This is a genomic window from Enterocloster alcoholdehydrogenati, assembly GCF_013282095.1.
GTDB lineage: Bacteria > Bacillota > Clostridia > Lachnospirales > Lachnospiraceae > Enterocloster > Enterocloster alcoholdehydrogenati.
Genome location: NZ_BLTJ01000009.1, coordinates 120,892 through 147,250 on the forward strand (window position 1 = coordinate 120,892; position 26,359 = coordinate 147,250).

Here is a 26,359-nt window from a genome sequence, read left to right on the forward strand (position 1 = left end):
TTCTTACAGTTTCATTTCTCTGACAATCTCACCGTCCAGGGTTTTAATCGTGAATATACCGTTTTCCAAAATGGCATATGTATTGGGGTTTCCTCCCTTGGGTATGGACACGGAACCAGGATTTAAGATGGCAACGGTTCCAAAGTCTGTCTCCATTTTCTCTGCCTTTAACAGGTGGGTATGGCCATGTATCAGGATATCTCCGTCCTGCATGGGCGGAAGGCTGTCCTGATTGAAAACGTGACCATGGGTGGCGTAAAGGGTCTTTCCCTCGATCGAGAGAAGGGCGTAATCTGCCAGGATGGGAAACTGAAGAACCATCTGGTCCACTTCCGTATCACAGTTGCCCCGCACTGCGTAGATCTGGTCTTTTAAGGGATTCAGCATGGAGATCACTTCCCTGGGAGCGTACTCCCTTGGAAGGTCATTGCGGGGGCCGTGATAAAGGATGTCCCCCAGCAGCACCAGACGGGCAGCGCCGGATTTTCTATAAATATCTAACAGCTGTCTGCAAAAGAAGGCAGAGCCGTGGATGTCGGATGCAAATAACATTTTCATATGAAATAATTCCTTTCTTAAAACATTTAAAAGGCATGGACGGCGGTTTTCCTGACCGGCGTTCTGCGGGCTGTATTCCCAGCCGTCCGGAATGGTTATCATTTATTGTAAATCCCACAGCCGCCTTCTGTCAACGTATTTCCCCCGGTAATTCAACATTCCTCCCGCCAGATCCGCCACCTCATATCCCATTCTCCAGAGATCTCTGCACACTGCCAGGCTCTTTGCCCCCCGGTCACAGTAAAACACAGTCATTCCTTCTCTGGGAATCCGGTCTATATTCTGCTCTATTTCCTCATATGGTATATTGACGCTTCCCAGGATGCGGTCATTTTCATACATCCAGGGTTCTCTTACGTCCACCAGGAATCGGATTCGTCCGTCCTCCAGCCACCGGTCAAACTCCCGGTATGAGATCATGGGAAATTCTTTCATTGCTCCACCCCGCCTTTCTCTTTCCCTGAATGGTCTGCGGCGTGTCCTACTATACTATATGCATTTTTGATGGACAGGTGACCCCGGCAGGCTTTTTTGCGGACTTATTCTCCTATGGAGGACTGTTTTCCATTCACAACAGCAAAAATGGCACCTGCGGGCTTTTCCTTCCCACAGATGCCATTCCTGTGCAGCCTGTTGTTTTTCCCGCGCAGCGGGCCGGACAGGCATACCTGAATATTCAGCTCACCATTTCCCAGGCAGCATACAAAACGTGCACTGGGAATTTGGGCTCATTTTCTCAGGCTTTAGTCATTTGAATCGTTCTTTGCGCTGCTTCTCTGGCTGTCCTCGTAGCTATTAGAGGAATTCTTCATGTTATTTTTAGAGCTGTTCTTTGCTCTGCCATTGGATCCGTAATTGGACGCATTATTTGAAGAATCGTTGGACATCTTGTTCTGGCTGTTGTTTCTGCTGCTGTTCTGGCTGTTGCTGTAGCTGTTCATATTGTCGTTTCTGCTTGGCATATCAAATTACCTCCTGATATGATGCTCCGCAGGCATTAAGAATCCATCCCGCCGCCCCGGAACGTTGTCTGATACACCTTCTATTATGACGAAAAATCTCTCTTTTATACAATTTCCGGAAACGGGTTGCTTTTTTGAAGGTTTTGTATTATAAATGAAAGTGAGGTATTGCAGTTTCCCTTAAACTGCAGCCTCATCCTTATTAATTATTTATACTCCCCTTCGAGAAAGGCCAGGATAGCTCCCCTATCCTGGCCCTTCTCTCTATATCCTTTTTTTACCATCCGAAAACAGAGCGCCTGTCTCTGCCTGCAAATGGCATCCTTATCCTTAGACGCAGGATCCCTCCTGCGCCTGGGTTGCCCCCGTCTTTCATCTGCAGGGTCTGCCGAACGGGCAGATCCCTTATCCCATGATGCTCATGATCTTCACCGGATTTCTGTAATTCCAGTTGGAAATAGTAATTCCCGTACGCTCCGTAGAAGCATGAACAATCTTACCATCTCCAATATACATGGCTACATGGTTAATGTTGCTTTTGCTTCCATAGAAAAGAAGATCTCCCGGCTGCATCTGGTCTGCGCTCACCTGCTTTCCCTGAAAGGACTGGCCGGTGGATGAGCGGTTCAGAGAAATACCTGCTCCATTCTGGTACACATATCGGGTGAAGCCGGAGCAGTCCACGCCGGTGCGCGGATCGCTTCCGCCGTATTTATACGGTCCGCCTACAAACTGTAAGGCATAATTTACAAGCTGCTGTCTTTTATATGTATTGGAGGATTCCAGAGCTTCCTTCTGAAGTTTGGCGATCTCGCCCTCCTCAGCCTCTTCAACCACCGCATTTTCAGAAACCGGAAGATAACCTTCTGTATCGTTGACCCGAACCTTCATCCAGCCGTCTCCGCAATCCTCCAGGACCTCGTATGTACTGCCGGCCTTAGCCGTGAGCAGCACTTCTTCGCTGTCCCGGCTCTTGTTGATATTCACACTCTCTGCTGTAACGGTTGCCACATAGGTCCCTGCTGCAAAGCCAGGCCCGATGGCTGCCATGGATGTGAGAGGCGCTGCAAATACCAGCATACCGCATACCATTCCTGTTCCGATCAGTTTCTTCAATAAATAATGCATCTTCTTTGTCATCCTCATTTATTACAAATCACAAGCTAATTATTACATAATTGTTACGTAAATTACAGATTTATTATATCACAGATGCAGTTTTCGTCAACCTTTTTATTTTTATTTAATATTTTTTTATTTATTTGACAGATTTCACAGTTTGTTCACAAATAAAACCGCCCTCAGGACTATATATACAGTCCAAAGGGCGGTCCCCTGAGCAGTTTATTTAATTTCCCTAATGTTTACATGGTAATTTATGCCTGATTACCGGAGTACGCTTACTACCTTCGCAGGCTCCCTGTAATTATATGGTGACAGCTTAATTCCGGTCTCCTCTGTAGAGGCATGGACAACCTGGCTGCCGCCGATATACATGGCCACATGATCGATCCCCTCATTCTCACTGCTGTAGAAAATCAGATCTCCCGGCTGCATATCCTCTACGGAAACCTCAGCGCCGCAGGCAGCCTGTCCCTTTGCGGAATGGGGAATATCAATCGAAGCTGCGTGTTTCATAATATAGCGGGTAAAACCAGAGCAGTCCACCCCTGTGTTCGGGTCAGCGCCGCCATAGACATAGGCTCCCCCCAGAAACTGAAGAGCAAACTCCACCACCTGACGCCGTTCCCTTGCACCGCTGTCCACGGTTCGGCGGTTCTTCTCCACCAGGGTTGCATTCCCCGGCGTAATGATGTAGCCTTCCCTGTTTCCCATACGGATCCGTACCCAGCCATCCTGCCCCTTTGCCAGTACCTCATAGGTCTGGCCCCGGCGCACCTGTCCCAGCTTTCCTGAACTTTTGCTTTTATATGTATACACATCCACCGACGGCGCCTCAATGGTAACCATATACGAGGAACGGGTCTGCACCTCGGTTCTGGCCGCCGCCATACTGTCCTGAGGATGAGTGATGATCAGACCGGTGAAAATAAAAAACACTGCCGCGGCCTTTGCCGTGCATCCGCGAAAAATACCCAGATTCAAAATCAAAGATCTCCTGACATTAGAATTTTCTGATCCAACTGTGATTATTACAGAATTGTTACAAACACTGTAATAAAGTATATTCGTTTTAGCAGGTTTTGTCAACGGAAAATCAATCATTGCCAAAAGATCAAGGGCATCCCATGGAATTTCAGGAGGCTGTTATTCACATTGGCGGATACGTGTCACAAGCTCTGTATAGTCGCTGGCATAAGTGTTATAAACAGGCTGAACGGCTTCGCGGAAACGCGCCAGCTCTGCATTGCTGAGTTCTGTAATCGTGCACTTGCCTGTAAGACGTTTGCGGGCCGCCGTTTCAGCCCTGTTCCACAGCAGCCTTTCATAGACAGCGCTTTCCTGCGCACAGCGACGAATAATTTCCTGATCCTTCTGATCCAGGCAGTCCCAGGTACTCTGGGAGCAAAGCTGTACTTCAGGAATCTTATTATGGGCGTCCAATGTGATATAAGGCGAAACCTCCCAGTGACGTTTTGATTCATATGAAGGCCAGTTATTCTCAGCCCCGTCAATCACTCCCGTCTCAAATGCAGAATACACCCCCTCATACGTCACTGTAACTGGAATAGCGCCAAGCGAGCGGATCGTATCCGCCATGAATCTGCTTTCTGCCACGCGGATCCTCAGACCTTTCAGATCCTCCAGCCGGCTTATAGGACGTACTCTGTTATAGAAATGGCGGGCGCCTGCATCATACCATGACAGTCCCACAACTCCATTTCCATCCAAAGCTGCCAGAAACTCGCTGCCGATTTCCCCGTCAAGAACCTTCCACATATGTTCCTGGCTGCTGTACAGATACGGCAGCTGCAATATATTCAAAATATTCACCTCATCTGCCACTGCCATAACAGATACACGGGCAAAATCAATTCCGCCGTATCGGAGCTGTTCCCAAACTGCAGGTTCGTTTCCCAGTTCAGCATCCGTGTAAACGTTGATCTTGATCCTCCCGTCCGTCTGTTCGTAGACAAGATCCGCAAAATACTGCGCTCCCATTGCGGTAGGATACCCGGATGACTGGTTTTCAGCATATGTAAACACATATTCAGGAACCGGCCGGGCGGAAAGACCGCTCTGCCGGTTATATAATGACCAGATCAATATCCCTGCTGTTATTATGATCGCCGTTGCCAGAAGCCTGCGGCTCTTTATGCGCGATTCGCTCATGGACTTCTCCTGTCACTTTGTTATCACAGGCGTACCTCTGAAAATCATCTTATTTTCCTGGATTGATGATTTCCTGTACTTCAGGTTCATCTACATTTTCACCATCTACCACAATAACGCCTGTATCTACGGTCTTTTCTGAAACCGAGCCTCCGTTTGCAAGTTCCAGAGCTGTCTTAACGCCATCGTATCCCATGTAATACTGACGCTGTACCACAGATGCCACATCGTATTCACCAGAGCGGATCATCGTCTCGATCTCAGAAGAGAAGTCGAATCCGACCATGGTTATATCGGAACGCTTTGCTTCCGTCAAACCGGTTACAAAACCGACCGTGGAACCATTATTCGGGCCAAACATACCCTTGATATCAGGATAAGTAGTCAGAAAATCCTGGCAGAAACCTACTGCCTTGCTGATATCGCCGTCATTTACCTTAATATCATCAGACAGGATAGTCCATGCCTCTGGAGCATTTTTTGCCCAGTATTCCTTAAAGCCATTTACACGGTCCGTAATCGTCTGGGATCCGGTGGAACCGATCTGGATCGCAATCTGAGCCGTCTCGTTTTCTCCAAGCCCGCTTGCACGCAGACGATTGAGCATTTCTTCCGCTGCGGATGCGCCTGCAGATACATTATTTGTCATCAGTGCGGCACTGTAATTGTCGCTCTTGATCAAGGTATCAACCAGAACTACGGGAGTGCCGGAATTGTACGCTTCCGTGATCGGAGCATCAAGGGAAACACTGTCCAGCGGAGCAATTACAATACCATCCGCCTGTGCGGAAACCGCATTCTGCAATAAAGTCAGCTGGCCTTCAATGTCAGACTCCAGTGCAGTTCCAACTACAACAACATTGCAGCCAAGGTCTTTTCCAGCCTGTTCAGCGCCAGCCTGAAGTACGCTCCAGTACTGGTTGCCAAGTACCTTGACAATAACATAAATCGTCTTTTCACCTGCATTCTCAGCAGACGAACCTTCGGCCGCAGAATCCTTTGCGGTTGTAACGGAGGTGCTGGCGCTTGTGCATCCTGTGAGAAGTGACATACCCATGATCCCTGCAAGACCCAGTGCTAATATTTTCTTTAATTTCATCGCATTATTCCCCTTTTCTTATACTTAGTTTTTTTTCTTATTCAAACCCAGAACACGCTTTATGCCATCCAGATTACCGCCTTTATTTGCAGTCTGAGACGCAACCGCAATCAAAAGGATAAATCCAACTACTACCTGCTGCCAGAAAGAATTGACTCCATTAAGATTTAAACCGTTGCGGATCACGCCCATCATCAGAGCGCCGATGATCGTATTAAGAATCGTTCCTTCACCGCCCAGAATCGAAATACCTCCTAAAACAGATGCTGCTATAGCCTCCATCTCGTAGCCGTTTCCGGCTGTCGGCTGTGCACTGGAAAGTCTGGAAGCAACGAGAATACCGCAGATCGCTGCCGACAAACCAGAAATGCAGTACGCAAACATACGCGTTTTTACCGCATTAATACCGGAAAGCTTTGCTGCCTCAAGATTCGATCCGCAGGCATAAATCTGACGTCCGATTCTGGTTTTTGCCAATACTACTCCCAGAATTGCAGCATAGATCAGAGTAATGATAACGCTGTAGGGCAATCCATCCCCGCCGATCCGTCCGCCTCCCAAAATATAAAACTGTTTCTGAACAGCTTCGGACGGAATATTGGTGGTATACACCGGCGCACCGTTTACAAGAACATTTGCCATTCCACGGTATACCCACTGAGTAGCCAAAGTTGCTACAAAGGGAACCACACCCAGGATCTCAATAAAAAATCCGTTCATGATACCTGTCAAAACACCCATGGTAAGGCACAATATAACACAAAGCCAAAGCGGCAGTCCCATGATCAGCAGGTTTACCATGATGATCCCTGACAATGCCATCGAAGCGCCCGCACTCAGATCGTTTCCTCCGCAAACCAGACAGAATGTCAGTCCGCAGCCGATAATCGTATAGGTCACAATCTGCTGCAGGAGATTCTGGAGATTCGTCGGGGCAAGAAACTTTGCCGGTGATATGACGGAAAACGCCGCAAACAGTAAGACCAGGATCCCCATAGAAAAGAGCGCACGTCTGGTCGCCGCATTCAGATTGCTGAATGAACCGCTCTTCCCTCCATTTTTTTGATTGGTTGCCATTTATATATCCCTCCGTTTTTATGATATCTTCTTCTTTAGCCCCTGAGGCTTCGGCAGTGACGGAGCAGGTTTTCCCTCAAGTTTATTGTAACCGGCTGCCAAATACAGGATCTGTTCCTGAGTAGCTTTCTTTGCTTCAAGTTCGCCATTGACCGATCCTTCGTGGATAACCAGAATGCGGTCGCTCATACCCAGGATTTCCGGCAATTCAGAAGATATCATAATGATCGCAACCCCCTGATCACTCAATCGGTTAAACAGCTCGTATACCTCATACTTTGCTCCGACATCAATGCCTCTGGTAGGCTCATCTACGATCAGAACCTTAATATCGTTGCAGAGCCATTTTGCCAGAACCACTTTCTGCTGATTTCCCCCAGAAAGATTTCCGCAGAGCTGATGAATACTGGGCGTCTTCGTCCGCAGCAGGTCTACATATTTCTGTGCATTTTCCGCCCCTTTTTTATCATTCAGGAATCCCCAGCGAGACAGCTGCTGCAGATGCGCCATATTCGTGTTATACTGAATATCCAGTCCCAACGCCAGACCATCTCTTTTTCTGTCCTCTGTCGCATAGCCAATCCCGTGGTTAATGGCCTGGATCACGGAATTAACCTGAACAGGCTTTCCATCCATGTAAAGTTCCATACTGTCCGGACGGTCCGCTCCAAACACACACCGCATCAGTTCCGTCCGTCCCGCTCCTACCAGGCCGGATATACCGAGAATCTCTCCCTTTCTTACATAGAACCCATCTACGTTTACCTTTGACCCTCTATGGATATTGTATCCTTCAAGGGCAATGTCCCCAATAGTGCGGATATGCTTTGGATATTTATCATCCAAAGGACGGCCTACGATCATATTTACCAGTTCATCCATCGTTACCTCCTTAAGACTTACGGTACCGATATACTGGCCGTCACGGATAATAGACGCACGCTCACAGATACGTTCCAATTCTGCCATGCGGTGTGAAATATAAACCATCCCGACGCCTTTATCCTGGAGACGCCTGATAATTTCAAAAAGCTGATCAATCTCACGCTCGGTTAAAGTAGCGGTTGGTTCGTCCAAAACCAGAATTTTAGAATGAAAGCTGATGGCTTTTGCAATTTCAACCATCTGCTGCTTTGCAACACTTAAATCCCCCACTCTTGTGTGCGTATCAAGATCAATTCCCAGATCATCAAGAATTTTCTGTGCCTCCTGATGCATCTTCGCGTCATCGATGAAGATTCCCTTTTTATGGGCGCGCCCTATAAAAATATTGTCTGCAACGCTCAGATGGCCGCACATATTCAATTCCTGCATAATAATTGATATTCCAAGTTCATGCGCTTTTGCAACCGAGTCAATCTTTACCCTCTGACCTTCTATGAATATCTCACCCTCATCAGCATGGTAAACGCCTGACAGTATCTTCATCAGAGTGGATTTGCCTGCACCGTTTTCTCCTACAAGCCCAAGAACTTCTCCCTTATTTACGTCAAGATGCACATGATCCAGCGCCTTTACACCCGGAAAGCTTTTACTGATTCCCTCCATGCGGAACAATTCTTCCGCCATACTCAGTCCTCCTCCCATATTCTTTTTTGTGAACAGTCCGAAAATGCCTTAACATCTTTGTTTTTCACAAGTCTATTATAGAATCTGGGAATAAAAGACGGTATCGTAATTTTTTAGGAAAGCAGGTATAATCTTCGCTTTATTGTGCAGTTAATATTAAAAATGCCTGTTCCGCTGCTGTGGAAGAGGCATTTTTGACAGTATATTTATGTTTCAGGAAGATTCATTCGATATTCTGACGGACTTTTTCCTGTAAAACGCCGGAATACCTTCGCAAAGTAATTTGCATCCGAGTAGCCCACCCTGAGTCCCACATCCTTAATATTTACCATTGGCTGCGCCAGAAGCTCCCTGGCCCGTTCCATGCGGTAGGCAGTGAGATAGGAGGTAAAATTCTGTCCAAACTGCTGCTTGAACAATTTGCAGAAATACTGCTCAGAATAGTTTAACGCACAGGCTGCATCCTGCATCGAAACCTCCTGCTGATAATGCGTCCGCACATAATCTTCCATCTGCCGGGTGATCACGCTGATTTTATCCATACATTTCTCTTCATCACCCGCTTTATCCGTCTGAGCCGAACGGTAATAAACGGGACGGTGGATGGCGTTCTCCACTGATGCCAGAAGTTCATTGTCACTGTACGGTTTCAGTAAATAATCAAGAGCGCGCACATGAATGGCCTGTTTTGCGTATTCAAAGCTGTCATACGCTGTTAAAAATAGAATTCCGCAGTGCGGCGCCTCTCTGCTGATGATTTGTGCCACGTCTATTCCATTCATGACCGGCATCTCAATATCCAATATTGCTACTCCAATAGGATACTGGCGAAATAACTCCACCGCCCGGCGTCCGTTTTCTGCTCCGTGAACCTCATAGCCTTCCCCCAGCGCGTCTCTCAGATTCTTAATAAGAACTGTCCGCTCTATATATTCATCTTCTGCAATCAAGATATGATACATCCCCGTTCCCCCTCCTGTTTTTGCAGCTCCTGTTTCTGCATTCCCAATCTGACTATGATTACAGTTCCCCGTCCAGCCCTGCTGTACGCCCTGACAGAGCTGTATTCATAATACCCCTTAATCCTGCGCCCCAGACTGCATAGTCCGATCCCGCCGCTTCTGTCGCCTTTGGCTATGGCGTTCCGTACCTTAAAGAGCTGCTCTGCACTCATCCCGCATCCGCTGTCCCCCACTGCAATTTTCAGATGCTCCTTTCCCCTTCTGGCACAGATCCAGATTGCTCCCCCGTTTTCTTCCATGGATAAGCCATGTTTGATTGCATTCTCCACCAGCGGCTGAAGAAGAAATACAGGAACAGAGACAGAAACATCGATGGGACAGTCCAGCTCATATGCAATCCGTTCGCCAAACCGCATCTTTTGAATATACAGATAATCCCGAACCACTTTCAGTTCCTGGCTCAGAGGCACAAGCGGATCGTTGGTCCGCAGATTATAGCGAAGCAGATTACTGACTGCCACCGTCATTTGTTCACTGACCGGAGCATCCTCTATCTTGGCCATCCGCGCAACCGTATTCAGGGCATTAAAAAGAAAATGAGGATTTAATTGATTTTTAAGAACCTGAAACTGGGCTGCCGCGAACCGTTTTTCCAGATCCATCCGCTCTATGGCCTCCTGATGCAGCTGTTTCTGCATGGCCAGATTCTCTCCCACCGCGTGTTTCATCCTGTTAAAGGCACAGACAAGTTCCCCCATCTCATCATTACTGTCCCATCTCAGATCAGGCTCTGTAAATATATTTTTCTGGATACTCTGAGAAGCTGACGCCATTTGCCCCAGACATCCAAATATTTTTTCCAAAAAAGACAGCTGACACAGCAAAAGAACGATTTCAAGAAATATTACAAGAGCAAGCCAGTAAGGCGTGCGAAGAAAGCTTCTGATCTCCTGTGTATAAACAGCTGCCCCATTCTGCAGTACGCGGGCTGTCAGTTCGCCGCAGTACTGTTCCAGATATTCCTGCATTGAATACACCTGATACAGAGCTTTTATGTAATCATCCCCCTCTGCAGCCATATCCAATACGCGGTCCCGCTGCCGGCAGTAATTGCCATAGCTGTTAAGGATCGTCCAGGTGATCTCATAACGCCGCTCTCCCATCTCCTCATAGCGAAACGGAAGAGCTTCAATACACCTTTCAACCTCCTGCGCTGCCTGTGCATACAGTTTCTGCGTTTCATCATCCCTGCTGCGCATAAATGTCCGAAACGCCTTTTTTTCTTCAAAGAACATCTGCTGCAGATGATAAACGTCCTGGTTATCCGCCAGAATATCACTCATACTGGTGGTGCTGCGGATCACAAGAAGAATACTGAATCCTCCTAAAAGGAACATGGAAATAATAATGCCGCCGGCCATTGCGTTAAATTTTTCCCGCAATGAAACATTTCGTCCTGCCCTTTTCCACTGTGCTGCTCTCTCATGCATACGGTTCTCCCCCTAAACCCCATTTCTCACAAAGAAACTGTCACAACTGATGGATGATAGAACATCAGGCGTATTGTTTCCTGCCTCATCTACCTCCTTGGCCCCCTAAACATCCATATAATCATGAGAATCACCAAGACCGGCCAGATATGAGCAAGCACAAAGCCTGCCAGGCCCACGATCCCAAAGAAAATGCTCATGAGCAGAAAGATCACAAAGAAAACCACAAGGCCCGCACCCAGGCGCACATACCATTTGTTAAAGTCCAGATAATGGATATGACGGCGATCCTCAAAGGTATCATTCCTCTCTGTCCGTGATCCTCCTGTAAATGCACTGCCAGAAGAGCCGTTTGCCTTTTTGCTGTTCTCCTCTGCGGAACCGTATCCGTCGTAACCATCCGGTCTGTCCTCTGTGTCATAGGCCGCATCCACAATGGTTCTCGCTATGATCTTGGGGCCTCCCAGTGTTTCGATCACCGCCTCCTCTGCGTCCCCCTTTGCAGTTTCCTGCGTAATATATTCATCATAGTATCGTATATTTTCCTGGATAACCGAGTGAGGCACACGGCCTTCCAGCTCAGCATTTAAGCCCTGTAAAAATTCATTTTTGGTCATTTATTGTGCCCTTTCTTTTATTAAGCCTTCCCGGTAAGCAGCCACCAGCTCCTTTAGATCTGAAATTTGCTCCATCAGCTCACGGCCCTTGTCCGTATCCGCCACCATGATTCGGCGCGGCATCTTCTCCACCACAGAAACTCTGGGCGTACTGTCCTTCTTCGGGTCAAACGGCATATGTTCCGCCAAAGCCAGATGATGTGAGTTGTAGATCAGCGTATAGCCCGCAATACCGGTCGTGCTCTGGTATGCCTTTGACAGTCCGCCGTCGATGACAAAAAGCTTTCCGCCTGCCTTTACCGGCTTTTCTCCATCCTTTAGCTTTACCGGAACGTGGCCGTTAATAATATGGGAACCGTCTACCGGAAGTCCAAACTCCTTAAGGATCTGACAGCAGACCTCTTCCTTTTCACTGAGTTTATAGTAGGGATTCATAGTCTCCCTGTGTGCTGTCTTATCTTCTATAAAATAATGTTCAAATGTAGTCATTTTATCTTTGCCGAATACAGGTGATTTGGCACCGCACCAGAGATACCACATCAAATCCACCGCCTCCTGCTTATGCTGCTGGCCATCCGGCATAAAATAGGCATTGTGCACCTGCCGGTTTAAATAGTCCATCAGTTCCTTTCCCTTATATTCCCTTCCTCCAAAAAGCAGCGCCTCAAAGGAACCGTCCTTTTTCATAGGGATACAGCCGTGGTAAAGCAGGTTGGAATTGCAGCACTTGTAAATTTCCCCATGGGAATACAGAAAACGGACATGACGCTGAAGCACCTCGCTGTGCCGGAAGGAGGCGGACAGCACCCTGAGAAGTTCCTTTTCTCCTCTGGTCAGCTCCAGGGGATTTCTGGGATCAATGGTAGGAAAATTCATATCCAGCATGGGATATGTCTTTTCACCAATGGAAACGGTTCCCTTTTCATAGTTCACAGCCGGAAGCAGCAGCCGTTCCTCCATCCCGTATTCGGGATGGCGCATGATCATGGCCCCTTCTACCTTAAACTGTATGATCGCAATGGCCTTGTGCATCCTGGCTGCCAGACCGGGATCCACAGCATCATAGACATTTTCATCCAGTATTTTAGGCATAAAACGTTCACAGGGGTCATCCTGGTACACTCTGGCCGCAAACATGGACAGCGGGCGCAGGTTTATGCCATAGCCGTCCTCCAGCACATCAAAGCTGTTGTAGCTGATGGCAATCCGCAGAACGTTGCAGATACAGGCCAGATTGCCGGCAGCCGCTCCCATCCATGAAATATCATGATTGCCCCACTGGATGTCCACATCGTGAAAGCTCATCAGCTCCTGCATGATGATATCAGCTCTTGGCCCCCTATCGAAAATGTCCCCGATAATGTGGAGATTGTCAATGGTCAGGTTCTGGATCAGGCGGCACAAGGCTGCGATAAACTTGTCCGCAATGCTGTTGTCGATGATGGAATGGATAATTTCATTGTAATAGAGCTTTTTATTCTCGTCGTTTCCGTCCACATGGAGCAGCTCATCAATGGCGTAGGCATACTCCTTCGGCATCTTTTTGCGGACCTTGGACCGGGTATATTTGGATGATACCTCCCGGCAGATCTGCACCAGCCGGTAAATGGTAATGCGCTGCCAGTCCTCCGTACAGCGGCCCTGATTCATCATCCTGGGAAGATGGCGCTCCGGATAGTAGATCAGATTTGCCAGCTGCAGCTGCTCTTCCTCCGGTATCACATATCCGAAGGTTTCCTTTATCTTCTCCCGTATGATACCGGAAGAGGACCGCAGCAAATGGATAAATGCCTCATACTCACCATGAAGATCGCTGAAGAAATATTCCGTTCCCTTGGGAAGGCTGCAGATCGCCATCAGATTTACGATTTCTCCCGTGGCCTCTTTCACCGATGGAAATTCTCTCGCAAGCAGTTTAAGATATGCCACATCTCTCATAATATATTCCCCCGTCTTTTATTGCATTTTGGCTAGGTTTATAGTACCATACTTATGGATTATTTTAAAGTTTTTCCCAGAAAACAACTTTTAAATTTTTATAAAGAAAGTCTCAGAAAGGAACTTGATATGGAAGAATTATATGTATTTGGAACCGGAAACGCTCAGGCAGTCCGCTGCTACAATACCTGCTTTGCCTTAAAGGACAGAGAGGAATTTTTCATGGTGGATGCCGGAGGAGGAAACGGTATTTTAAAGATACTTGAGGATATGAAGGTAGAGCTTTCCCAGATCCATCATATTTTCGTGACGCATGAGCATACGGATCACATTCTGGGGATCGTCTGGATGGTGCGGATGATCGCAACGGCTATGAAAAAAGGAAATTATGAGGGACAGCTTCGGATTTACTGCCACCATGAACTGACCGATACCATTTCTACCCTCTGCCGTCTGACCCTTCAGGGGAAATTTTATAAAATGATCGGCGAACGCATTTTCCTGGTACCGGTGGAGGATGGGGAGACTGTACGGATCCTGGATCATGATGTAACCTTCTTCGACATTCTGTCTACCAAGGCAAAACAGTTCGGCTTTACGTTCGCTCTGAAAGACGGCAGAAAGCTTACCTGCGCCGGAGATGAGCCGCTAAGCGCAGAGTGCGTACCTTATGTAAAGGGAAGTTCCTGGCTTCTCCATGAGGCATTCTGCCTCTATGAGGACAGGGATCGTTTTAAGCCCTATGAAAAGCATCACAGTACCGTGAAAGAGGCCTGTGAACTGGCTGAACGCCTTGATATACCCCATCTTGTGCTGTGGCACACAGAGGATAAACGGCTGGCCGACCGCAAGGCGCTTTATACGGCCGAGGGGAAAGAATACTATCGCGGAGAGCTCCATGTACCGGACGATGGGGAAATCCTTTCTTTATAGCCCGGCAGCCGGCAAACGGCATTATAGCGAAAACAGCGTATATCGTAAAACGATATACGCTGTTTTCATCTCTATGTCTTTTGCACTTGTCTCTCCACTATATCCCGTATGGTCATCCCTTTTGTTCTATTCTCCCAGAGCCATTTCATAAATACGGATCATGTCTGCCTCATCCAGCTCCTTTACCCCTGTCAGCGTCCGTTTTCCGTGGTCGGAGCATTTTTCTGCCATCTCTTTAAAGGAGGACGGAGAAACTCCCAGTTCCTTCAGGGTAACGGGCATATTCAGTTCGCAAAAGAATTTTTCCGTGGCCCTGATACCGGCCAGCGCCGTTTTCTCTGGATGTTCAAAATCCATATCCAGATTCCACACATTGACCGCATACCGGGCAAAGCGGCTTATGTTATGACGGTATACGTATCTCGCCCAGGAAGCCCACAGAGCCGACAGCCCTGCGCCGTGGGCAATCCGGTCATCCATACCGGAAAGCTCATGTTCCAGCTGGTGCACCTGCATAAATACCGTTCGGCCAGCTCCCGTCAGATCATTGTGAGACAGGCTTCCCGCCCACATCAGAGCAGCCCTTGCCTCATAGTCATCCGGTCTCTGATCCGCCGTCCGTCCCGCCTCGATAACGGTCTTTAAAAGTCCCTCTGCGATGCGGTCTGTCAGCGGCGTGTCCTCCCCCTGGCTGAAATACCGCTCCAGAGTGTGCATCATAATATCCACTGTTCCGCAGCCTGTCTGAAACCGGCTTACCGTATAGGTCAGTTCCGGGTTACAGATAGAAAATAAGGGACGATGTGTTACACTGTTAAATCCGCGCTTTAAGCCGTTTTCCTCATTTGTGATCACACAGGAGGCGCTCATCTCACTTCCGGCCGCGGCCAGCGTGAGTATAACGCCTACAGGAAGGGCTTTCCTGGGCACTGCCTCCTTCATATGGAATTTCCATACATCCATATCAGGATTGCCTGCGCCGTCGGCAATACATTTGGACGAATCAATCACACTTCCCCCACCTACAGCCAGAACGAAATCCACATTTTCTTTCCGGCACAGGGCGATTCCCTCTCTGGCCATGGAAAGCACCGGATTCGCCTGAACTCCGCCAAAGAGCACATACGCAATCCCTTCAGCTTTTAACGAAGTCTGAATCTGATCCAGCAGTCCGCTCTTTTTTACGCTTCCCCCTCCAAAATGTACCAGCACCTTCTTAAATCCGTATTCCCGAATCAGTTTTCCCACCTGCAAATGGGTGCCCTTTCCGAAAATCATACGGGTTGGGGCGTAAAATTCAAAATTTTCCATGGAAATTTCCTCCTCCTTCGGCAATCATTTCTCAAGCTAAACTCCATTTTATCACATCCAGACTATTTTCTCAATTTGATCCTGCCATCATATTTTTCCCTTTCCCCCCATAAAATGGTTTCAGAATCTTAATCTCCAAAGAGGAAATTCATATGAACCCTTTCCGGCGTTTTTTCTTCCATTGTTTTCTCATCTTTCAGAAACATTCCCTAAAGCTGATCTGGGCGGAGGCTCTGGTGCTTGCAGTCCTTCTTTTTCCTCTGCTTTCCTGTTTCCCCAGGCAGGGGATGGCGATTTTTACCGGAGTTTCCACCGCCTCCCCATCCGACGCGGCCCGCCATGCGGAAAAAAGCCAGGTGAAATGGGTGGATTTTCATGTAACCAGCGAGGCCATGAACCAGGCCTTTCGGTACGATGTGGATACGCTTCAAAAGGAGGTTCATTTAAACTGGGTGGATCTGCTGGCTCTGCTGGGGGCAAAATACGGAGGAGATTTTTCAGCCTACAAGGCGGAGGAGATGAGCCAGCTGGCAGAAGCGGTGTTAAGCGGAGAAACGACCATGGATATGCTCAGGAAAGAATGGAAAAATTTTGACTATTACCGCGAGGCTTACGGAGCAGTGTTAGATGGGATGGTAGGTGTATTCCAGGCAGAAATTCCGGCAAGCGAGGCTCCTGCAGAATATCAGACAGAAAGCACGGCCTCCCAGTCCCCCCCAGACACGGTCTGGGTGACGAAATACGGCTTAAAAGCCTTCTCCCCTATTGCCAAAGGCTTCCCCTACAATGATTACGACGATTTTGGCGCAGCCAGAAGCTACGGCTTTAAGCGCCAGCATCTGGGCCACGATATGATGGGGCAGGTAGGAACGCCCATAATCGCGGTGGAATCCGGCTATGTAGAAGCAATCGGCTGGAACCCTTACGGCGGCTGGCGGCTGGGAATACGCAGTCTGGACAAAAAACGCTACTATTACTACGCCCACCTTCGGAAAAACTACCCCTATCAGTCAAATCTCTCACAGGGCAGCTATGTTCAGGCAGGGGATGTGATCGGCTATCTGGGCCGTACCGGCTACAGTTCTACGGAAAATACCAACAATATTGACACGCCCCACCTTCATTTTGGTCTGGAACTGATCTTTGACGAGGCCAGAAGGGAGGCTGGAAAAGAGGTTTGGATTGATTGCTATGAGCTGGTTAAATTCTTAGAGAGAAACCGCTGCGAAACGGTAAAAGCAGAGGGAACCAAGGAGTGGAAACGGATATATGGAATGAAAGAAGGCTCTGCCGGATAGCTGTCCAAGGGGGTTCTTTCACTCCATTGCGTCCAGATTACACAGTTCTATGAAAGTCTGTGAATAAACAGACCGCTTCTCAGCTTTGGCTCAAACCAGGTAGATTTAGGAGGCATCAGCCGTCCTGCATCTGCCACGGCCAAAAGTTCTGCGATAGAGGTGGGGTACATGGAAAATGCCACCTGCATATCCCTTTCCACTCTCCGTTCCAGCTCTTTTAATCCACGGATCCCGCCGATAAAATCGATCCGGCGATCTGTTCTCGGATCTCCTATGCCCAGAACCGGCCCCAGCAGCTGATCCTGTAAAACAGACACATCCAGCCCTGCCACCGGGTCCTTGCTTTGATATTCCGGCCGTATTTTCAGCGAATACCAGGTTTTATCCAGATACATCCCAAAGGTTCCCTTCTCCTCTGGCCCGAATGGCCCGGTTCCCAGTTCTGTCACCTCAAATTTCTCTTCAGCGGCCTTTAAAAATCCCGCTTTATCCAGGCCGTTTAAGTCCCTTACCACACGGTTATAAGGCAGGATCATCAGTTCATCATCGGGAAACAGCACAGCTAAGAAGTAATTAAACGGTTCTTCTCCCGTATAGCCCGGCTGCTCCTGCCGTCTTTTAAGCCCTGCCTTCACTGCCGAAGCCGCTCTGTGGTGGCCGTCTGCAATATATGCCGCCGGAATTTTCTCAAAAGCCGCTTCAATCGCCTTTATCTCCTGTGAGAGGCCTATCTTCCATACCCTGTGACGGATCCCATCCTCGGACACAAAATCATAAAGCGCTTCCTGTTCCTTAGCCTTCTCTACCCTATCTTTTAACTCATCCTGTTTTCTGTAAGCCAGAAAAATGGGGCCTGTATGCGCATTAGTGATATCCACATGACGGATGCGGTCCAGTTCCTTTTCCTCTCTGGTATTCTCGTGTTTTCTGATCACACCGTTTATATAATCATCCACCGCACAGCAGGCCACAATTCCTGTCTGGCTGCGGCCGTCCATGGTAAGCTCATACAGATAGTAGGCCTGCTCCGGTTCCGTCACATAGACGCCGTCTGCAATCTGCTGATCCAGAAGTTCTCTGGCCTTTTCATATACCTTGTCGTCATATGTATCCACATCTGCTGGAAACTGCGTCTCCGCCCGGTCAATATTTAAAAAGGAAAGGGGATTTCCCTTCACTGCCTCACAGGCTTCCTCCCGGCTGTATACATCGTAGGGGAGAGCCGCTGTCTGAGAAGCCATATCCTTTGCCGGTCTGATACAGATAAATGGTTTTACAACTGCCATATGTTTTCTCCTTTATATCAGGAGCCTCCGCAGCCCTCCGGCCATGAAGGCTCCCAAATCTCTTTTTGGATTCTGTTTGTCACTTTACCCTGCGTACCCGGAGAACACCCTCGATTGTCTTTAACCGCTCAATCGTCGCCTCTTCCAGACTGTGCTCCAGATCTACCAGCGTATAAGCGAACCTGTCGCGGCTCTTGTTTGTCATGTCGGTGATATTTGCCCCCTGAGCCGCCAGAATAGCAGTAATCTGCCCGATCATGTTGGGAATGTTCTTATGAAGCACAGCCACGCGGCTCTCTGTCTGGCACACCCCCATATCGCAGGACGGATAATTGACCGAATTACGGATATTGCCATTTTCCAGATAATCTGTCAGTTCCTGTACGGCCATAACTGCACAGTTATCCTCCGACTCCTTTGTGGATGCTCCCAGATGGGGCATCAGGATCACACGGTCCATATTTGCCACTTTGGGATTGGGGAAATCACTGACGTATCTTGCTACCCTGCCTGCCGCGACAGCCTCTGCCATATCGTCATCATTTACCAGTATATCTCTGGCAAAGTTTAAGATCACCACACCGTCCTTCATCATATCCAGCTTTTCTTTATCGATCATACCCTTCGTAGATTCTAAAAGCGGCACATGCACGGTGATATAGTCACATTCCCGAAAAATGGTATCTGCGTTGGTAATGTGCTTTACATTTCTTGAAAGCCTCCAGGCTGCATTGACAGAGAGATACGGGTCATAACCGTACACCTCCATGCCCAGGTGAGTAGCTGCATTGGCCACTTCAGCGCCGATGGCTCCCAGACCGATCACGCCCAGTTTCTTTCCCTTGATTTCACAGCCTGCAAAGGCCTTCTTGCTCTTTTCCGTTGTCTTTGCGATCTGAGGATCCGCGGCATTTTCCTTACACCACGCAAGGCCGCCTGCAATGTCCCTGGATGCCAGAAACAGCCCCGCCAGTACAAGTTCCTTTACGCCGTTTGCATTGGCTCCGGGGGTATTGAAAACCACGATCCCCTGCTGTGCGCACTCGTCGAGAGGGATATTGTTGACACCGGCCCCGGCACGTCCCACGGCTAACAGGTTCTCTGGCAGCTCCATCTCATGCATGGAAGCGCTTCTCACCAGGAGAGCATCCGCCTCCGCCGCCTGATCCGTGAAAACGTAATCCTCTGGAAACAGCTTGGTTCCGCACTCTGCAATGGGATTTAAGCAATGGATCTTTTTCATATTCTACCCCCTCTTCTTCTCAAAATCATCCATAAATGCAACCAGTTTCTCCACGCCTTCCATGGGCATGGCATTGTAAATGCTGGCTCTCATACCGCCTACGGTACGGTGCCCTTTTAGATTTTCCAGTCCCGCGGCCTTTGACTCCTTTACAAAGAGGGCGTCCAGAGCCTCATCTCCTGTGATAAAAGGAACATTCATCAGCGAGCGATCCTTCTTCTCTACGGTTCCCTTAAACAGACGGCTCTGATCCAGGAAATCGTAAAGAAGCTTTGCCTTCTTTTCGTTGCGCTTTTTCATTTCTTCCAGACCGCCCATTTCCTTCAGCCACTTAAATACCTTACCGCAGATGTAAATGCCGTAGGTAGGCGGCGTATTGTACAGAGAACCTGCATCTGCATGGGTCTTATACCGCAGCATGGCAGGCGTTCCCTCTAACACATCCTCGCGGATCAGATCCTCTCTGGCAATCACGATGACCGTACCGGCCGGCCCCACGTTTTTTTGTGCTCCGGCGAAGATCAGACCGTATTTTGCTACATCCACCGGTTCGGATAAGAAACAGGAGGACTGATCCGCTACCAGATCCTTTCCCTTCGTATCAGGCAGCGTCCAGAACTTCGTTCCATAAATGGTATTATTTTCACAGATATAAACATAGTCCGCGTTCTCCGATACGGGAAGGTCGGAGCAGTCCGGGATATAGGAAAATGTCCGATCTTCGCTGGAGGCAATGGCATTTGCCTGGCCATACATCCCTGCTTCCTGATATGCCTTCTTTGCCCACTGGCCTGTAATAATATAATCCGCAGCCCGGTTCTTCATCAGATTCATAGGCACCATCGCAAACTGCTGGGACGCGCCGCCCTGCAGGAAAAGCACCCGGTAATTGTCAGGAATATGTAGAAGATCACGCAGGTCTGATTCCGCAGCTTTGATAATGTCATCATAAGCCTTTGAGCGGTGGCTCATCTCCATCACTGACATTCCGGTGCCTCTGTAATCCAGCATCTCTGCTGCAGCTTCCTTCAGTACAGCCTCCGGCAGCACCGCCGGACCTGCTGAAAAATTATAAACTCTGCTCATCCTGTTTCCTCCTTATTCTGGGCGCTCTTTGAGGCTTTGCCCCGCGCACCTGTTTTAAATGCAGCTTTATATATATATGCAGACAGCACCTTACTATGCAGAAGCAGTCTGCCTATATTTGCTTTATCATTTTATTGCGATAATGTGTTGAAGAATACTATACATGGTTTTTAGAGAATTTTCAAGTACAAATATCAGAACATCTCAGACTTTCATTTTAGCAGACAGCGGCCGGAAAGATCATTTCCATGACTTCCCAACCGCCTCTTACACATACGTTATCCAATTTTCAGATCTGTATCATCAAATGCATCTGCAATGGGAGATCCGGGAGATACCATAGGAAATACTTTGTCATCACAGCTGATCTGGCAGTCGATCACAACAGGGATATTCAGTTCCATGGCTTCTCTTAAAACAGGCTCCAGCTCCTCCTTTTTGGTCACCTTATAAGCCCTGGCCCCCATAGCCTCAGCGATTTTTACAAAGTCCACTGCGTCGTTTAACACGGTCTGGGAATAACGCTTTCCGTAAAACAGCGTCTGCCACTGGCGCACCATCCCCAGCACATGGTTGTTAACTACCACCTGGATCACAGGAATGTTGTAGCGGGTAGCAGTGGCAATCTCGTTCATGTTCATGCGGAAACAGCCGTCGCCGGCGATATTGATCACCGTCTTGTCCCTGCAGCCCATCTTTGCGCCAATGGCCGCTCCCAGCCCATAGCCCATGGTTCCCAGGCCGCCGGAGGTCAGAAGAGTTCTGGGATGACGATACTCGTAATACTGGGCGGCCCACATCTGATGCTGGCCTACCTCTGTAACGATAATGGCATCTCCCTTTGTAAGCTCATCAATGGTCTGGACAATAAACGGGCCTGTCAGCACCGATTTGTCATAGCGGAGAGGATACATATCCTTCATGCGCTCAATATGGGCGATCCACTCGTCATGGTTGATGGGATCCAGCCTTGCGTTGAGCCTGCGCAGGATCACCTTGGCATCTCCGATGATGCTGGCGTCTACGGGAATATTTTTATTGATCTCTGCCCGGTCAATATCGATCTGCAGGATCCTTGCATTTTTGGCAAATTTAGACGCGTTTCCCGTTACTCGATCGCTGAAACGCGCGCCTACCACGATCAGCAGATCCGCCTCCGTAATTCCGAAATTAGAGGTCTTTGTGCCGTGCATCCCCACCATGCCGGTATAGAACTCGTCCGTGCCGTCATAAGCCCCTTTTCCCATCAGACTGTCTGCTACAGGTGCCTGAATCTTCTTTGCAAACGCCCGCAGTTCCTCAGAAGCGTCGGAGATCACCGCTCCGCCTCCAACGAAGATAAAGGGTTTCTGAGCCTTACGGATCATCTCGATGGCACGCTCCATATCCTCCTCTGAAATCGTATCACTCTGGCGGACGATCTGGGCAGGAACCTCCTTTTCATACTCGCAGAGAGCCCCTGTCACATCCTTTGTAATATCTACTAAAACAGGGCCGGGACGGCCGGTCTGGGCGATGGTGAAAGCCCGTCGGATGACCTGGGCCAGCTTATTTACGTCTTTAACAATGAAATTGTATTTGGTAATGGGCATGGTAACGCCGGTGATATCGATCTCCTGAAAACTGTCCTTTCCAAGGAGGCTGTTGCCTACATTACAGGTGATTGCTACCACAGGAACCGAATCCATATAGGCCGTGGCAATGCCTGTTACCAGATTGGTTGCTCCGGGGCCGGAGGTAGCCAGGCATACGCCCACCTTTCCCGTAGCCCTGGCGTATCCGTCCGCCGCATGGGCAGCTCCCTGCTCATGGGAGGTGAGAATATGGGTAATCTCATGCTGATGCTGATACAGTGCGTCATATATATTCAGGATAGCGCCGCCTGGATAGCCGAACACGGTATCCACTCCCTGCTCCTTCAAACACTCAATAACGATTTCTGCCCCCGTCAATTTACTCATAGTCCTGATGCTCCTTTTTACGCGGATTTTTGTTGCAGCGCCATTCTTATGGTTTAACCTGTAAAATAGCGCCCTTGTCGGCAGAGGTAACCAGCGAAGCGTATCTCGCCAGATATCCCGCGGTAACTTTCGGCTCTCTTGGCTGCCATTTTTCCCTTCTTGCCGCCAGCTCCTCGTCTGATACGAGAACATTCAGAGAATGATTGTCAATATCAATGGAAATACGATCCCCCTCTTCCACCAGGGCAATGGGTCCGCCTACGGCCGCCTCCGGGGATGCATGGCCGATGGAGGCGCCTCTGGAAGCACCGGAAAACCGCCCGTCCGTAATCAGGGCTACTGTAGAACCAAGCCCCATACCGGCGATGGCAGAGGTGGGATTGAGCATTTCTCTCATGCCAGGTCCGCCCTTGGGCCCCTCATAGCGGATCACAACCACATCTCCGGCTGTGATCTTTCCACCCTTAATCGCAGCAATGGCATCCTCCTCGCAGTCAAAAACCCTGGCAGGGCCTTCGTGCTTTAACATCTCAGGCGCAACGGCCGAGCGCTTTACCACAGCAGAATCCGGGGCCAGATTTCCCTTTAAAATGGCAATGCCTCCGGTCTGGCTGTATGGGTTTTCCACCGGGCGGATCACCTCGGGGTTTAAATTGCTGCAGTTTTTAATATTTTCCCCTACAGTCTTTCCTGTAACGGTCATGCAGTCCAGATGCAGAAGACCTTTTTTGCTGATCTCGTTCATGACCGCATAGATGCCTCCGGCCTCATTTAAGTCCTCCATATAGGTAGGGCCTGCGGGAGCCAGGTGGCACAGATTAGGGGTTTTTGCGCTGATTTCATTTGCAGTATCCACATTTAAGTCCACTCCCGCCTCATGAGCGACAGCCGGAAGGTGGAGCATACTGTTTGTGGAGCAGCCAAGGGCCATATCCATAGTCATGGCATTCATAAACGCCTCTTTTGTCATAATGTCTCTGGGGCGGATATTCCTGCGGTACAGTTCCATTACCTGCATACCCGCGTGCTTTGCCAGCTTAATGCGCTCAGAGTACACAGCCGGAATCGTGCCGTTTCCCTGCAGGCCCATTCCCAGAACCTCTGTCAGGCAGTTCATGCTGTTGGCTGTATACATACCGGAGCAGGAGCCGCAGGTGGGACAGGTCTTTCTCTCATATTCCTTTACGTCCTCCTCGGTAATGGTTCCTGCCGTGTATGCGCCCACTGCCTCAAACATACTGGAAAGACTGGTCTTGTGTCCCTTGACACGGCCTGCCAGCATGGGGCCGCCGCTGACAAATACAGTGGGGACATTGATCCTTGCAGCTGCCATTAAAAGGCCCGGAACATTTTTATCGCAGTTAGGCACCATTACAAGAGCATCAAACTGGTGAGCCATTGCCATACACTCAGTAGAATCAGCAATTAAATCTCTTGTCACCAGGGAGTATTTCATGCCGATATGTCCCATGGCAATACCGTCACAGACTGCAATCGCGGGAAATACCACCGGCGTCCCTCCGGCCATGGCCACTCCCAGCTTTACAGCTTCCACGATCTTATCCAGATTCATATGGCCCGGCACAATCTCATTATAGGAGCTTACGATGCCAACCATGGGCTTTTTCATCTCTTCTTCCGTCATTCCAAGGGCATTGAACAGGGAGCGGTGAGGCGCCTGCTGCATACCTGTCTTTACTGCATCACTTCTCATATGTCTGATCTCCTTTTATGGGGTAATCCCGGTCTTTTTATGTACAGCGTCTTATCTGCCCGAACGGATGCGTTCTGCGATCCGGTCGCCCATTTGCGCAGTTCCGATCCGGATACAGCCTTCGGACATAATATCTCCCGTCCGGTATCCGTCTTTTAACACCTGACGTACCGCCTCCTCCACCGCGTCGGCCTCCTGATCCAGATCAAAGGAAAATCTGAGCAGCATAGCCGCTGAAAGGATGGTGGCAATCGGATTGGCAATGTCCTGGCCCGCAATATCAGGGGCCGAACCATGGCTCGGCTCGTAAAGGCCGAAACGGCTTTCGTTCAGGCTGGCAGAGGACAGCATACCGATGGAGCCGGTGATCATGCTGGCTTCATCGGACAGAATATCGCCAAACATATTTTCCGTCAGGATCACATCAAACTGTCCTGGATTCATCACCAGCTGCATGGCGCAGTTGTCCACCAGCATATGACTCAGCTCCACCTTGGGATAGTCCTCTGCCACCTCTTCCACTACCTTTCTCCAAAGCCTGGATGAATCCAGCACATTGGCCTTGTCCACACTTGTTACCTTTTTGCGGCGTTTCATAGCAATATCAAAGGCTTTGACGGCAATACGGCGAATCTCGTTTTCATTGTATGTCAGAGTGTCAACAGCTGTCATAACTCCGTCTATTGTTTCTGTGCGGCGGGCCCCGAAGTACAGTCCGCCTGTAAGTTCTCTCACGATCACCATATCAAAGCCGTTTCCTATGATTTCCTGTTTCAAGGGACAGGCGTCCGCCAGCTGATCGTAAAGAAAGGCGGGACGGATATTGGCAAACAGGCCCAGTCCCCTGCGGATAGCAAGAAGCCCTGCCTCCGGCCGCTTATCCGGCGCTGCATCATACCAGCGGGAATTTCCTACATTTCCTCCTACAGCTCCCAAAAGAACGGCGTCGCTCTCCCTGGCTGTCTCTAATGCCTCCTGGGTCAGAGGAACTCCATAAGCGTCAATGGAACACCCGCCCATCAGGATTTCTTTATAATGAAAGGTATGGCCGTATATCTGCCCCACCCGATCCATGACTTTTCTCGCTTCTCTTACGATCTCCGGTCCGATCCCATCGCCGGGGATCAATGTTATATTATAATCCATAGCAGCGATCTCCCTTACATTCTATTCTTTTAAGTTATACCTGTCCTTGCAATTATAGTTTCTTTTTATCATATCTCATAAAAGTGTGTATTTCAACTGTTCTGTCTGAACTTTCCTCTTATAAAATATACATTTTTGGAATTGACAGTATAAGTAAAAGTTATGATGTTATCTGTATTCCCGGATCATGCAATACTGTTTTAAGTCAAAATTTTTCTGCACAATGCCAAAGAGTTTAAAGCCGAAATGCTCATACATGGGGACATTGTGGGGATTATGGGTCTCTAAGGAAACCATCAGGTGATGGCTCTGGGCATACGCAATGACCTCTTCCATCAGAAGGGCCGCCAGCCCATGATGCTGCATGGAAGGACGGACAGCCAGATAGATCACATGAAGACGTTCCTCCTGATGGAGCTGGTCTGTCCAGCGGGAATTTAAGTAATCCCTTCCCTTCACGAAATTCCACAGCGTCTTTAAGCTGGGATCCTCTTTGATCAGATACTCGTCCGTGCGCAGGCTGGCCCAGGCCTCCGTGAGATAAAAGATCAGGGGATTATAGGGCTCCGACTCGTCGGATACCACTAAAAGAGCGTTCATGCTGGGGCTTTCCGCGTATATCTCGCAGGTTTCAAAAAACTCTGTAAGATCGCATTGAAACAGTTCCGGCAGCAGCCGTTTTCGCGTTTCCTGATCAGGAATCAGGCTGCAGTATAAGGGGTCGCTGGAAAAACATTCCACCAAAAGATTCTCCAGCCTGGGAAGATCCTCTTTTTTTACTCTGTATAATTTGCTGCTTTCCATAACTAAGTATT

General features: G+C 48.9%; 23 protein-coding genes. 2 read left to right on the forward strand and 21 right to left on the reverse strand.

Annotation, left to right across the window (positions count from 1 at the left end):
* Positions 1 to 3 precede the first annotated feature (3 nt).
* The 13 genes from yfcE to HW447_RS11825 form a co-directional block, all read right to left on the reverse strand.
* Positions 4 to 558, reverse strand: coding sequence for a phosphodiesterase (gene yfcE, locus HW447_RS11765; protein ID WP_176255457.1), 555 nt, complete (start codon positions 556 to 558; stop codon positions 4 to 6).
* 102 nt (positions 559 to 660) lie between these two features.
* The gene (locus HW447_RS11770; protein WP_176255458.1) at positions 661 to 993 is read right to left on the reverse strand and encodes a rhodanese-like domain-containing protein; all 333 of its coding nucleotides are present in this window, start codon (positions 991 to 993) and stop codon (positions 661 to 663) included.
* Positions 994 to 1,301: 308 nt separating this feature from the next.
* Positions 1,302 to 1,520, reverse strand: coding sequence for a hypothetical protein (locus HW447_RS11775; protein WP_176255459.1), 219 nt, complete (start codon positions 1,518 to 1,520; stop codon positions 1,302 to 1,304).
* Positions 1,521 to 1,925: 405 nt separating this feature from the next.
* A complete protein-coding gene (locus tag HW447_RS11780) occupies positions 1,926 to 2,648 on the reverse strand; it encodes a C40 family peptidase (RefSeq protein ID WP_176255460.1) in 723 nt (240 codons plus the stop codon).
* Between the two features lie 258 nt (positions 2,649 to 2,906).
* On the reverse strand, positions 2,907 to 3,626 hold the full coding sequence (locus tag HW447_RS11785) for a C40 family peptidase (RefSeq protein WP_243176285.1): 720 nt from the start codon (positions 3,624 to 3,626) through the stop codon (positions 2,907 to 2,909).
* 162 nt (positions 3,627 to 3,788) lie between these two features.
* Positions 3,789 to 4,814 (reverse strand): TRAP transporter substrate-binding protein, encoded by a 1,026-nt coding sequence (locus tag HW447_RS11790; RefSeq protein WP_176255461.1) that lies wholly within the window; start codon positions 4,812 to 4,814, stop codon positions 3,789 to 3,791.
* A 49-nt stretch (positions 4,815 to 4,863) separates the two neighbouring features.
* A complete protein-coding gene (locus tag HW447_RS11795; RefSeq protein WP_176255462.1) occupies positions 4,864 to 5,913 on the reverse strand; it encodes an ABC transporter substrate-binding protein in 1,050 nt (349 codons plus the stop codon).
* Positions 5,914 to 5,937: 24 nt separating this feature from the next.
* Positions 5,938 to 6,990, reverse strand: a complete 1,053-nt coding sequence (locus tag HW447_RS11800; RefSeq protein ID WP_176255463.1) for an ABC transporter permease — start codon at positions 6,988 to 6,990, stop codon at positions 5,938 to 5,940.
* Positions 6,991 to 7,008: 18 nt separating this feature from the next.
* Positions 7,009 to 8,559, reverse strand: coding sequence for a sugar ABC transporter ATP-binding protein (locus tag HW447_RS11805; RefSeq protein WP_176255464.1), 1,551 nt, complete (start codon positions 8,557 to 8,559; stop codon positions 7,009 to 7,011).
* Between the two features lie 206 nt (positions 8,560 to 8,765).
* Positions 8,766 to 9,521, reverse strand: a complete 756-nt coding sequence (locus HW447_RS11810; RefSeq protein ID WP_176255465.1) for a response regulator transcription factor — start codon at positions 9,519 to 9,521, stop codon at positions 8,766 to 8,768.
* Positions 9,506 to 11,011, reverse strand: a complete 1,506-nt coding sequence (locus HW447_RS11815; protein ID WP_176255466.1) for a sensor histidine kinase — start codon at positions 11,009 to 11,011, stop codon at positions 9,506 to 9,508. Before HW447_RS11815 ends, HW447_RS11810 begins: the two co-directional genes overlap by 16 nt.
* A gap of 89 nt (positions 11,012 to 11,100) precedes the next feature.
* Positions 11,101 to 11,628 (reverse strand): DUF1700 domain-containing protein, encoded by a 528-nt coding sequence (locus HW447_RS11820; protein ID WP_176255467.1) that lies wholly within the window; start codon positions 11,626 to 11,628, stop codon positions 11,101 to 11,103.
* Positions 11,629 to 13,566, reverse strand: coding sequence for a fructose-1,6-bisphosphatase (locus HW447_RS11825; protein ID WP_176255468.1), 1,938 nt, complete (start codon positions 13,564 to 13,566; stop codon positions 11,629 to 11,631).
* A gap of 129 nt (positions 13,567 to 13,695) precedes the next feature.
* On the opposite strand from HW447_RS11825, the gene HW447_RS11830 reads away from it, so the two are divergent.
* Positions 13,696 to 14,499 carry an MBL fold metallo-hydrolase gene (locus HW447_RS11830; protein WP_176255469.1) on the forward strand — a complete coding sequence of 268 codons (804 nt, stop codon included), beginning with the start codon at positions 13,696 to 13,698 and terminating at the stop codon, positions 14,497 to 14,499.
* A 126-nt stretch (positions 14,500 to 14,625) separates the two neighbouring features.
* Here HW447_RS11830 and HW447_RS11835 read toward each other — a convergent pair whose 3' ends face one another.
* The gene (locus tag HW447_RS11835; protein WP_176255470.1) at positions 14,626 to 15,810 is read right to left on the reverse strand and encodes an iron-containing alcohol dehydrogenase; all 1,185 of its coding nucleotides are present in this window, start codon (positions 15,808 to 15,810) and stop codon (positions 14,626 to 14,628) included.
* Positions 15,811 to 15,962: 152 nt separating this feature from the next.
* Here HW447_RS11835 and HW447_RS11840 point away from each other — a divergent pair, with 152 nt between their 5' ends.
* On the forward strand, positions 15,963 to 17,108 hold the full coding sequence (locus tag HW447_RS11840; protein ID WP_176255471.1) for a M23 family metallopeptidase: 1,146 nt from the start codon (positions 15,963 to 15,965) through the stop codon (positions 17,106 to 17,108).
* Positions 17,109 to 17,155: 47 nt separating this feature from the next.
* On the opposite strand, the gene HW447_RS11845 is transcribed toward HW447_RS11840, so the two are convergent.
* From HW447_RS11845 to HW447_RS11875, 7 genes are all read right to left on the reverse strand, one after another.
* A complete protein-coding gene (locus HW447_RS11845) occupies positions 17,156 to 18,394 on the reverse strand; it encodes a DUF1015 domain-containing protein (protein WP_176255472.1) in 1,239 nt (412 codons plus the stop codon).
* Positions 18,395 to 18,473: 79 nt separating this feature from the next.
* Positions 18,474 to 19,637: a phosphoglycerate dehydrogenase gene (locus tag HW447_RS11850; protein ID WP_176255473.1), complete on the reverse strand. Its 1,164-nt coding sequence runs from the start codon at positions 19,635 to 19,637 to the stop codon at positions 18,474 to 18,476.
* Between the two features lie 3 nt (positions 19,638 to 19,640).
* Positions 19,641 to 20,723, reverse strand: coding sequence for a 3-phosphoserine/phosphohydroxythreonine transaminase (gene serC, locus HW447_RS11855; protein ID WP_176255474.1), 1,083 nt, complete (start codon positions 20,721 to 20,723; stop codon positions 19,641 to 19,643).
* A 278-nt stretch (positions 20,724 to 21,001) separates the two neighbouring features.
* On the reverse strand, positions 21,002 to 22,684 hold the full coding sequence (gene ilvB / locus HW447_RS11860; protein ID WP_176255475.1) for a biosynthetic-type acetolactate synthase large subunit: 1,683 nt from the start codon (positions 22,682 to 22,684) through the stop codon (positions 21,002 to 21,004).
* Between the two features lie 46 nt (positions 22,685 to 22,730).
* Positions 22,731 to 24,398 (reverse strand): dihydroxy-acid dehydratase, encoded by a 1,668-nt coding sequence (gene ilvD, locus HW447_RS11865; protein ID WP_176255476.1) that lies wholly within the window; start codon positions 24,396 to 24,398, stop codon positions 22,731 to 22,733.
* A gap of 51 nt (positions 24,399 to 24,449) precedes the next feature.
* On the reverse strand, positions 24,450 to 25,544 hold the full coding sequence (gene leuB, locus HW447_RS11870; RefSeq protein WP_176255477.1) for a 3-isopropylmalate dehydrogenase: 1,095 nt from the start codon (positions 25,542 to 25,544) through the stop codon (positions 24,450 to 24,452).
* Between the two features lie 168 nt (positions 25,545 to 25,712).
* A complete protein-coding gene (locus HW447_RS11875) occupies positions 25,713 to 26,348 on the reverse strand; it encodes a GNAT family N-acetyltransferase (protein WP_176255478.1) in 636 nt (211 codons plus the stop codon).
* Positions 26,349 to 26,359 lie beyond the last annotated feature (11 nt).